At 63.7% G+C, this 10,701-nt stretch carries 10 protein-coding genes; 6 read left to right on the top strand and 4 right to left on the bottom strand.

All coding sequences use genetic code 11. From position 1 onward, the window contains the following. From RMO23_RS13025 to polA, 3 genes are all read right to left on the bottom strand, one after another. On the bottom strand, positions 1–495 hold a 495-nt coding region (locus RMO23_RS13025; protein WP_309682173.1), incomplete at its 3' end, for an IS630 family transposase. Next, positions 495–938: a helix-turn-helix domain-containing protein gene (locus RMO23_RS13020; protein WP_309682171.1), complete on the bottom strand. Its 444-nt coding sequence runs from the start codon at positions 936–938 to the stop codon at positions 495–497. The genes RMO23_RS13025 and RMO23_RS13020, both read right to left, overlap by 1 nt. A 71-nt stretch (positions 939–1,009) precedes the next feature. After that, entirely contained in the window at positions 1,010–3,832 is a 2,823-nt protein-coding gene (gene polA / locus RMO23_RS13015) for a DNA polymerase I (protein ID WP_309682168.1), read from the bottom strand. A gap of 64 nt (positions 3,833–3,896) precedes the next feature. Between polA and RMO23_RS13010 the strand changes: the two genes are divergently transcribed. The 5 genes from RMO23_RS13010 to RMO23_RS12990 all read left to right on the top strand — a co-directional run bounded on the left by RMO23_RS13010 (position 3,897) and on the right by RMO23_RS12990 (position 7,402). Then, entirely contained in the window at positions 3,897–4,244 is a 348-nt protein-coding gene (locus tag RMO23_RS13010) for a hypothetical protein (protein WP_309682163.1), read from the top strand. 28 nt (positions 4,245–4,272) lie between these two features. Continuing rightward, positions 4,273–5,223: a homoserine kinase gene (locus RMO23_RS13005; RefSeq protein ID WP_309682161.1), complete on the top strand. Its 951-nt coding sequence runs from the start codon at positions 4,273–4,275 to the stop codon at positions 5,221–5,223. A gap of 108 nt (positions 5,224–5,331) precedes the next feature. Continuing rightward, a complete protein-coding gene (locus tag RMO23_RS13000) occupies positions 5,332–6,153 on the top strand; it encodes a BPSS1780 family membrane protein (protein ID WP_309682158.1) in 822 nt (273 codons plus the stop codon). Further along, positions 6,150–6,863, top strand: a complete 714-nt coding sequence (locus RMO23_RS12995) for an iron dicitrate transport regulator FecR (RefSeq protein ID WP_309682155.1) — start codon at positions 6,150–6,152, stop codon at positions 6,861–6,863. The genes RMO23_RS13000 and RMO23_RS12995 overlap by 4 nt, the downstream gene beginning before the upstream one ends. 29 nt (positions 6,864–6,892) lie before the next feature. Next, the gene (locus RMO23_RS12990; protein WP_309682153.1) at positions 6,893–7,402 is read left to right on the top strand and encodes a tetratricopeptide repeat protein; all 510 of its coding nucleotides are present in this window, start codon (positions 6,893–6,895) and stop codon (positions 7,400–7,402) included. 12 nt (positions 7,403–7,414) lie between these two features. Here the strand turns inward: RMO23_RS12990 and RMO23_RS12985 are convergent, their stop codons facing one another. Further along, complete coding sequence (locus tag RMO23_RS12985) at positions 7,415–9,853, bottom strand: UvrD-helicase domain-containing protein (protein WP_309682151.1); 2,439 nt, start codon at positions 9,851–9,853, stop codon at positions 7,415–7,417. A 21-nt stretch (positions 9,854–9,874) separates the two neighbouring features. Between RMO23_RS12985 and RMO23_RS12980 the strand changes: the two genes are divergently transcribed. Continuing rightward, the gene (locus RMO23_RS12980; protein WP_309682149.1) at positions 9,875–10,582 is read left to right on the top strand and encodes a hypothetical protein; all 708 of its coding nucleotides are present in this window, start codon (positions 9,875–9,877) and stop codon (positions 10,580–10,582) included. Positions 10,583–10,701 lie beyond the last annotated feature (119 nt).

Here is a 10,701-nt window from a genome sequence, read left to right as displayed (position 1 = left end):
GCCGATCTCAATTTCCGCCATGTTCAGCCAACTCGCGTGTTTGGGCGTGTAGTGAAACTGCACCCTGCGCAAGAGCTTTGTGGCCGCGCGCTGACCCAGCACATCGTCGAAGCACTTTCTGAAGTGAGTATTGAGGTTGTCCAGCACCAGGTGGACTCGGCGCGCCTTGGCGTATGCGCCGATGAGCGGTCCACCGATGAAGACAACGAAGTCCACCTTGCCTCGGCGCTCGGTGACCGAGACGATGCGCTGTCCCGCCTTGGGCTCCACGGCCACGAACAGGTTGGTCGTGCCGTGACGCGTGTACTCATAGTCCTGCTTGGCTGGAGTGTGTTGGGCCATGGGCAGCGGCGCGCGGCTGTTGCCGATGAGCTGCAGGCTCTTCTCGTCGATGCAAATCACCGGTTCAGCCCGAGACAGTGGCCGTGCGTACAGTTCGAGCAAGTTGTACATCCGTTGCCGGTATTCCCCGGTCAACGCCCCGATGCACCACATCAGCTTGCGCCAGGGCTTGAGATCGTTTTTTTGAGCATGCGCCGCACGGTTTCCCTGCTGACGGCGCCCAGACCTGGTTCCTGGCGGGCGGCACGTTCGAGCTCGATCATCGTCCAGCGCTGGCGCCCTTCGGGCGGAGCTGAGCAGGCCAGCGCAGTCACCCGTGCCTCGGCATCCGTGTCGTACTGGACGGGCCGACCTGAGCGTGCCACGTCAAACATCGCCAACTCCAGGCCCCCTTGCAAATACGCCGCGCGGGTGCGCCACACGGCAGTACGCCCGACGCCAAGAACGGCCATGATCTGGGCCTCTGGAACGCCTCGATCCAGGCAGGACAGCATATGCGCCCGATTGACTTGTCGCGCATGGTGCAAGCCCTTGCTGCGAATCTCCTCAATGACCGAGCGGTCCTCCTCGGTCAAGTGCAGTTCTGTCTGGCGCATGAGCAAACTCCGGTATGCCAAATGGCGGTAACGAGAGTTTATATATGTTTCGTTATTTATGTGTCAACGTACTAGTGCGCTTTTTCCCAGTTCTCACCCACCCCGATTTCGGCCAGCAGCGGCACCTTGAGATCAGCCACGCCGGCCATCAGGCGCGGAATTTCAACCCGCACCCACTCAACCTCGGCCGCGGGCACTTCAAACACCAGTTCGTCATGCACCTGCATGATCATGCGGGTCGCGCGCTGCTCGGCGTCCAGCACCTGCTGCACCTTGTTCATGCTGAGCTTGATCAGGTCGGCCGCCGTGCCCTGCATGGGCGCGTTGATGGCGGCGCGCTCGGCACCGCCGCGCCTGGGGCCGTTGGGTGAGTTGATCTCAGGCAGATACAGGCGCCGGCCAAACACGGTTTCCACATAGCCCTTGCTTTTAGCGCTTTGCTTCGTTTCGTCCATGTACTGCTTGACGCCCGGGTAGCGCTGAAAGTATTTGTCGATGTAGGCGGCTGCCGCCTTGGTCTCAATGCCCAGGTTGCGCGCCAGGCCAAAGCTGCTCATGCCGTAGATCAGGCCGAAGTTGATGACCTTGGCGTAGCGGCGCTGCTCGCTGCTGACCTGGTCCAGCGCCACGCCAAACACCTCGGCGGCGGTGGCGCGGTGCACGTCCAGCCCTTCGGTAAAGGCTCGCAGCAAGGCTGCGTCGCCGCTGATGTGGGCCATGATGCGCAACTCGATCTGCGAGTAGTCGGCGCTGGCAATCACGCTGCCGGCCGGGGCCACAAAGGCCTCGCGCACGCGCCTGCCCTCGGCGGTCTTGACCGGAATGTTTTGCAGGTTGGGGTCGTTGCTGCTGAGCCGGCCCGTAACGGCCACCGCCTGCGCGTAGTGGGTATGCACCCGGCCCGTCTTCGGATTGGCAAGTTGCGCCAGCTTGTCGGTGTAGGTGCCCTTGAGCTTGCTCAGGGACCGGTGCTCCAGCAACTTGGCGGGCAGCGGGTAGTCTTCGGCCAGCTTTTCGAGCACTTCCTCATCGGTGCTTCGCGCGCCGGTGGCGGTTTTCTTGATCACCGGCATGCCCAGCTTGTCAAAGAAAATCTCGCCGAGCTGCTTGGGGCTGCCCAGGTTGAAGGGTTGCCCGGCAATTTCGTAGGCCTCGGCTTCCAGCTGCAAAATCCGCGCGCCCAGCTCGCCGCTCTGTTTGGCCAGCATGGGCGCATCGATCAGCACGCCGTTGCGCTCGATGCGGTACAGGCTTTCGCTGCTTTGCATCTCCAGCTCGTAAACAAAGCGCAGCCTGTCATTGGCCTGCAGCTGCGGCCACAGCACGCGGTGCACGTCCAGCGTCTGGTCCGAGTCTTCGCAAGAATATTCAGCCGCCTTGGCAATATCGACCTGGTTGAACTTGATCTGGTGGGCGCCCTTGCCGCACAGGTCTTCGTAGTTGATGCCGCTGCGCCCCAGATGGCGCTCGGCCAGGCTGGCCAGGCCGTGCGGTTTGTGCACTTCCAGCACATAGCTTTGCAGCATGGTGTCGTGGGCATAGCCCTGCACTTCAATGCCGTGGTTGGCAAACACATGGCGGTCGTATTTGACGTGCTGGCCGAGCTTGGGCTTTGCCGGGTTTTCCAGCCAGTGCTTGAGCCGCGCCAGCACCTCGTCACGCGGCAGTTGCGCCGGCGCGTCCGGGTAGTCATGCGTCAGCGGAATGTAGGCAGCTTCGCCGGGCGTGACGCTAAAGCTCAGGCCGACGATTTCGGCGCGCATTTCGTCGAGCGAGGTGGTTTCGGTGTCCAGCGCCACCAGTTCGGCCGCTTCAATTCTGTCCAGCCAGGCCTCAAACGCCGGCCACGAGAAAATCGTGTCGTACTTGAGATTGCTGGCGCGGGCCGCCAGCGGCGTGTCCAGAAAGGCCGGCGCGTCAAACAGGCCAGGTGAGTCGGTCGACGCGGCAGGGCTTGCGCCCAGGCGTTGGCTTTTGTCGCCGGCCGGCAGTTCGGCCGGCGCATCCTGTACCTCTATGCTTCTGACCAGGCCCCTGAAGCCGTATTTTTCGTAAAACGCCTTCAGCGCCTCGGTCTGCTGGCCGCCTATGCTGATGGCATCGAGCGCGGGCAGGCCGGCGATGTAGCCATCGAGCTCGCAATCCTTCTTGATGGTCAGCAGTTCGCGGCCCTTGGGCAGCCAGGCCAGCGACTGGCGCAGGTTGTCGCCCACCACGCCCTTGAGCTCGCCGGCGCGCGCTACCAGTGCGTCGAGCGAGCCGTATTCGAGCAGCCACTTCACCGCCGTCTTGGGCCCCACCTTGGGCACGCCGGGCACATTGTCCACCGCATCACCGACCAGGGTCTGGTAGTCCACCATCAGGCGTGGCGGCACGCCGAACTCGGCCTGCACCCCGGCGACGTCGCGACGCCGGTCGTTCATGGTGTCGATCACGGTGATATTTTCATCGACCAGCTGGCTCAGGTCCTTGTCGCCGCTGGAAATGATGACCTCGATCTGTTGCCGCGACGCCAGGCAGGCCAGCGTGCCGATCACGTCGTCGGCCTCCACGCCGGGCACATCCAGCACCTTCCAGCCCAGCAGGCGCACCACCTCATGGATGGGCTCGACCTGGCTGCGCAGGTCGTCCGGCATGGCCGAGCGCTGCGCCTTGTACTCCGGGTAGAGCGCATCGCGAAAGGTCGGGCCCTTGGCGTCGAACACGCACACCGCATAGTCGGCGCGCACGTCCTTGCGCAGCTTCTGCATCATGTTGATCATGCCGCGGATCGCCCCGGTGGCCTGGCTTTGCGGGTCGCCGGGCAGCACGCGCAGGTCGGGCATGGCGTGAAATGCGCGGTAAAGATAGCTGGAGCCATCCACCAGCAGCAGTGTTTTTTTGTCGGTGCTCATAGCGCCCGATTGTCGGGGATATCGCAAGGCCCCACCCGGTGCGCTGCAAGCCTACAATACGGGCATGAAAACCGCATTTTCCCGCCTGCTGATGGCCTTGGTGGCGGCGTTGCCGCTGGCTGCCGCCGTGGCGCAAACCCAGGCACCGCAGACGGCCCCGGCAGCCAAAACCGGCGCACCCGCCGGCGGCAGCCGCACCGACCAGAAAATCCAGCGCATCCACACCGAAGATGCGGGCACCAGCATCGACGAGTTGCGGGTGGGCGGCGAAACCCAGAAGATCACGGTCCAGCCCAAGACCGGCGGGCCCAACTACGAGGTCAAGCCGGCCGAGGGCGCCCGCGGTACCCCCCCTGCGGCAGGCAGCGGCGACACCAATGGTTCGCGCGTCTGGAACCTGTTCAAGTTTTAACCTTTTCGCTCAGGATCCAGTTTCAGGCATGGCCGTTTACACCGAAGTCTCGTTTGACGAGGCGGCTGCGCTCTTGCACAGCCTGAATCTGGGGCCCCTGCAAAGCATCAAAGGTGCGGCAGGCGGCATTGAAAACACCAACTATTTTGTCGATACCGAGCGCGGCCACTATGTGCTGACGCTGTTTGAACGCCTGACTTTTCAGCAGCTACCCTATTACCTGCACCTGATGAAACACCTGGCGGAGCGCGGCATTGCGGTGCCGGATCCGGTCGCCGATGCCAGCGGCACCATCCTGCACCGGCTCAAGGGCAAACCGGCCGCCGTGGTCAACAAGCTGCGCGGTCACCATGAACTGGCCCCCACGCCCGAGCACTGCGCCCAGGTCGGCGAGATGCTGGCCCGCATGCACCTGGCCGCGCTGGACTACCCGCGCCAGCAACCGAATCTGCGCGCCCTGAGCTGGTGGAACGAGACCGTTCCGGTGGTGCTGCCGCACCTGTCGCCCGAGCAGCGCAGCCTGATTCTGGGCGAGTTGGCCTACCAGAACCACATCGCCGCCTCATCAGCCTGGCGCAGCCTGCCGCGCGGCGCGGTGCACGCCGACCTGTTTCGCGACAACGTGATGTTCGAGGACGGGCAGCTGACCGGCTTTTTTGATTTTTACTTTGCCGGCAGCGACACCTTTTTGTTTGACCTGGGCGTTGGCCTGAACGACTGGTGCATAGACCTGGCAACAGGTACGCACGATGCGGTGCGCGCCGCAGCGTTTATTGAGGCCTACCAGCGCGTGCGCCACCTGACCGTGCAGGAGCGCGGCCTGCTGCCCGCCATGCAGCGCGCCGGCGCCCTGCGCTTCTGGATTTCGCGGCTGTGGGATTTTCACCTGCCGCGCGAAGCGGCGGTGCTGAAAGCGCATGACCCCAAGCATTTCGAGCGCGTGCTGCGCGAACGCATCACGCACCCGGCCACCCTCTGAAACGTGCCGCTCCCGGGGCCACGGCTTTGAGGCAAACTCTGCCCTGCAGCCAGCCATTCGCCACATGCCACTCACCGCCTCCCCCGAGTTCATCTTTTTGCATCCACCATGAAACTAAACATTGTTCCCGCGCGTACTGGCATCACATGGGTCAAACTCGGCATCAAAACCTTTCTGCAGCAACCGCTGGCCCTGTCCGGGCTGTTTTTCATGTTCATGGCGCTGCTCTCGGTCGCCACGCTCGTGCCGTTTGTGGGCGCGGCGCTGGCGCTGGCCCTGCTGCCGGCGGCCACGCTGGGCCTGATGGCGGCCACCCAGGAGGCCACCAAGGGCAAGTTTCCGATGCCCTCGATCCTGATCAGCGCGTTTCGCGCCGGGCAGCAGCGCAAGCGCGCCATGATGGTGCTGGGCGCGCTGTATGCGGCCGGCTTTCTGGCCCTGATGGCGGTGTCGGCACTGTTCGACGGTGGCCAGTTTGCCAAACTCTATCTGGTGGGTGGCAAGATCACGGAAGAGCTGGTGCTGCAAAGCAGTTTTCAGATGGCGATGTGGGTGGCGCTGGCACTGTACCTGCCGCTGTCGCTGCTGTTCTGGCATGCGCCGGCGCTGGTGCACTGGCATGGCGTGACGCCGGTCAAGAGCCTGTTTTTCAGCTTCATGGCCTGCTACAAAAACTTTGGCGCGCTCAGCGTGTTCGGCCTGGCCTGGACCGGCGTGTTCATGCTGGCCGCCATCGCCGTGTCGCTGCTGGCCACGCTGCTGGGCAATCCGGCGCTGGCGGCCGTGGTCATGTTTCCGGTCGCGCTGGTCATCGTGGCGATGTTTTTTACCTCGATTTACTTCACCTTTCGCGACAGCTTTGTGGCCAGCGAGCCGGATGATTCAGCACCCAAGCCCGACAACTTTGTGAACCCAGGAGACGCTTCATGACCCAGCACCTGCTGCAAGGCCGCACCGAAAAAGAAATTTTGTGGTTTCAACGGCGCGACACGCTCAAGGCCGCCGCGGCCTGGGTGGCGCTGGGCGGCCTACCTGCCGCGATGGCGCAGCAGCGCAGCAACGTAGTTCAGCTGGTCGGCGACGCGCTGCTCAACGGCCGCCGCCTGCTGCCCCAGCAAACCATCCAGACCGGTGACCAGATCCAGACCGGGCCCGGCGCCAGCCTGATTTTTTTGATTGGCAACTCGGCTTTTCAGGTGCGCCAGAACACCATGATGACGGTGGAACGCGGCGCCACCCTGAGCACCGTCAGCCTGCTGCGTTTGCTAAGCGGTGCGGTCGTCAGCGTCTGGGGCAAGGGCACCAGCCGTGCCATCGTCATGCCCACCATGACGGCCGGCATACGCGGCACCGGCGTGTATTCCGAGGTGTTTCCCGACCAGCGCAACTATTTCTGCAACTGCTACGGCACGGTGGATCTGGACGCCAGTGGTGAGAAAGCGCTATCCAAGGCAGAATATCACCAGGCCTTCTGGGGCGAGCCCGGCCCCCGGGAAGGCCGCCTGCTGACCCCGGCCCGGGCCATCAACCACAGCGACGAGGAGCTGGAGTTTCTGGGCCGGCTGGTCGGCCAGCGAACCGCCTGGCAAATTGCCGGACGCAAGGGCAGCAAGGACGGTAGCGGAACCATGGGCTACTAGGCGACATCGATTTATCCAAGGGGAATTTCATGCGTTCACCTCACACCAAAAACCTTTCGACCCGTCTTTCAAGCAGTCTTTCCGGCGTAGCGCTGTGCCTGGCGGCGCTGCCCACCGGCGCCGCTCTGGCGGCAGACATGGGCACCACCGTCTCGGCGCCCACGGTGGCCGAGCGGCTGTCGCTGGCGCGCGAAGCGATCAAGGTCAGTGACTTCAAAAAGGCGCAGAGCGAGCTGCGCCTGGCCGCCAGGGAGGCACCGCGCAATGCCGACGTGCACAACCTGCTGGGCTATTCGCTGCGCAAGCAGGCCACGCCCGACCTGCCCAAGGCGTTCGAGCAGTACACCATCGCGCTCAAGCTCAACCCCAACCACAGGGGGGCGCACGAGTACATCGGCGAGGCTTACCTGGTGGACAAGAACCCGGCCAAGGCCGAGGAACACCTGGCCCAACTGCAAAGCATTTGCGGCAACACCAGCTGCGAGGAATACCAGGACCTGGCCAAATCGATCGCCGACTACAAGGCCAAAAACCAATAGCCCGCCAGGCGCCTAGACGACGGTGAGCTTGGCCACGCTGAGCGCCAGCCACTTCACGCCATGCCGGGTGAAGTTGATCTGCGCCCGCGCATCGTCGCCGCTGCCTTCCAGCATCTGCACTCGGCCCTCGCCAAACTTGGCATGAAACACGTTCATGCCGCTTTTCAGGCCGTGCGAGGGCGCGCTGCGCTGCGGCGGCAGCGGCGGGTTGGCAAACCGCTCCGAAGCTCCCGATTTTGAAGAAAAAACACTGCTAGCCCAATCAGTACGCGTTGATTCTGCTCCTGAATTCATAGCATCTCCCCACCGCTTGCCACCCCCCAGGCCAGCGGCAAAGCCTTGCTGCTTGGGCGTGATCCATTTCAGGGCGGCTTCGGGCAACTCGTCAAAAAACCGGCTCTTCAGGTTGTAGCGGGTCTGGCCATGCAGCATGCGGGTTTGCGAATGACTCAGGTACAGCCGCTTCCTCGCCCGGGTGATGGCCACATACATCAGGCGCCGCTCTTCCTCGATACCGCCCGCGTCGCTCAGCGAGTTCTCGTGCGGAAAGATACCGTCTTCCAGCCCGGTGATGAAGACGCAGTCAAACTCCAGCCCCTTGGACGAATGCACCGTCATGAGTTGCACCGCGTCCTGCCCGGCCTGCGCCTGGTTGTCGCCCGACTCGAGCGCGGCGTGCGTCAGAAAAGCCACCAGCGGGCTCAGGGTTTCGCCGGTCTCGCTGTCGGGTGCCAGCAACTCGGGCAGCGGTTCATCCAGCAGGCTTGCCGCGGCATCCAGCCCCTGGCTGGCCGGCGATTGCGTCAGGCGTGCGCCCAGTTCATCGACCGGCAGCGCCACCGCATCGCGGCCAAAGCCTTCCTGGCTCACGAATGACTCGGCGGCGTTGACCAGTTCGGCCAGATTTTCGAGACGGTCCTGACCCTCTTTCTCCAGCTTGTAGTGCGCTTCGAGCCCGCTGTGCTGCAGCACCAGCTCAATGATTTCGCGCAGGGTCAGGCCCGTGGTCTGCTCGCGCAGCACATCCAGCTTGGCCACAAACGCGCCCAGATTGGCGCCGGCCTTGCCGGTGACGGCGCTGACCGCGTCGTTGAGCGAGCAGCCCGAGGCGCGCGAAATATCCTGCAGCTGCTCGATGCTGCGCGCGCCGATGCCGCGCGGCGGAAAATTGACGACGCGCATGAAGCTGGTGTCGTCATGCGGGTTCTCCAGCAGGCGCAGGTAGGCCAGCGCATGCTTGATCTCGGCGCGCTCAAAAAAGCGCAGGCCGCCATACACGCGGTAGGGCACGCCGGCGTTGAACAGCGCGGTTTCCATGACCCGGCTTTGCGCATTGCTGCGGTACAGCAGTGCAATCTCCTTGCGCTCGGTGCCATCGCGCACCAGTTGCCTGACCTCGTCGACAAACCACTGCGCCTCGGCAAAGTCGCTGGCCGACTCGTAGACCCGCACCGGCTCGCCGGGCCCGGCCTCGGTGCGCAGGTTCTTGCCCAGGCGCTTGCTGTTGTGGCTGATCAGCTCGTTGGCTGAATCGAGGATGTTGCCAAAGCTGCGGTAGTTACGCTCGAGCTTGATCTGGTGCTGCACGCCAAACTCGCGCACAAAATCGGCCATGTTGCCGACGCGGGCGCCGCGAAAGGCGTAAATGCTCTGGTCGTCGTCACCCACCGCCACCACTGAGCCGCCGGGCATGGGGTTGACGCCTTGCGCCGCATCGGCGCCCTGCCCGGCCAGCATCTTGATCCAGGCGTACTGCAGCTTGTTGGTGTCCTGGAACTCGTCGATCAGGATGTGCCTAAAGCGCCGCTGGTAGTGCTCGCGTACCGGGGCGTTGCCCTGCAGCAGTTCGTAGCTGCGCAGCATCAGCTCGCCAAAATCGACCACGCCCTCGCGCTGGCACTGCTCTTCATAGAGCGCATAGATTTCAGCCTTCTTGCGGCCTTCTTCGTCGCGCACCGGCACATCCTTGGCGCGCAGGCCGTCTTCCTTGCAGCCGGCAATGAAGTACATCAGCTGCTTGGGCGGAAAGCGCTCGTCGTCGATGTTGAACTGCTTGCAGAGCCGCTTGATGGCCGAGAGTTGGTCCTGCGTGTCCAGAATCTGAAATGTCGACGGCAGATTGGCCAGCTTGTAGTGGGCGCGCAAAAACCGGTTGCACAGGCCATGAAACGTGCCAATCCACATGCCGCGCACATTGACCGGCAGCATGGCCGACAGGCGCGCCAGCATCTCCTTGGCGGCCTTGTTGGTGAAGGTGACGGCCAGAATGCCGCCGGGCGAGACCTGGCCGGTTTGCAGCAGCCAGGCGATGCGGGTCGTCAGCACCCGGGTCTTGCCCGAGCCTGCCCCTGCGAGAATCAGCGCGTGGGTGGCGGGCAAGGTCACCGCCGCCAGCTGCTCTGGATTAAGATTTTGTAAGAGAGGGGAGTTTGGCGCGACTTCTGAGAACATCCCTCATTGTAGAAAGCCCTGATGAAACCCTTTGCCCTGCTCACCGCAATCACCCTGCTGGCCCCGCTGGGCGGCGCCCAGGCCCAGTCATTTTGTGCCAGCGACGGCCAGCCCCGGCCGGTGCAGTTGCTGGAGCGCTTCATCAACGCCGATTGCGACAGCTGCTGGACCGACCCCGCCACCCCCAAAGCCGGTCCGCGCGCCGTGGCACTCGACTGGGTGCTGCCCGGCAGCAAGGGCGACGACGCGCCACTGTCCAGCGTGGCCACGCGCGACGCGCTGGCCCGGCTGCAGGCGCTGCGCCAGGCCCCGCCCGCCGCCAGCCTGAACCTCAGCCAGCCGGTGCGGGGCCTCAAGGGCAGTACCCTGCGCGTGGCCCATGGCCTGGCGCTGGCCGATTACATCGGCGCCTCGATAGAACTCAAGCCCGTTCCAGCCGCCGCCAAAAAGCAGCCCTGGACTTACTGGCTGGCGCTGGTCGAAACCCTGCCAGCGGGCACCGAAGGCTCGCCAACCGAGCGAAATTTGGTCAGAAACCTGCTCCAGTCCACGTGGGATAGTCGTAAGCCGCTATTAAAAACAGAGCAAAACCGGTTTTTTGAAGCCCGCTCCATGGGCATTGCGCAGGCCGCCAATCCCACCCGCCTGCGCGTCATCGGCTGGCTGGAGGATGAAAAAGGCCGGCTGCTGACGGCGGCGCAATCGCGCTGCATCGTGCCGGCCAACTAAGTGCCGGAAATTCGCCTGCGGATATAACCGATATACCAACCGGGTTAAGCACCGGTCTGCACAGCAGGCTTAGAATCAATCACCGGGCCCAAGCAATTGCGCCCGGTTTTTTGTTTCTG

Source organism: Polaromonas sp. (assembly GCF_031411155.1).
Classification (GTDB): Bacteria; Pseudomonadota; Gammaproteobacteria; order Burkholderiales; family Burkholderiaceae_C; genus Polaromonas.
Note: the sequence above shows the minus strand (reverse complement) of the source record. Positions and strands in the feature narration are given on the sequence as shown.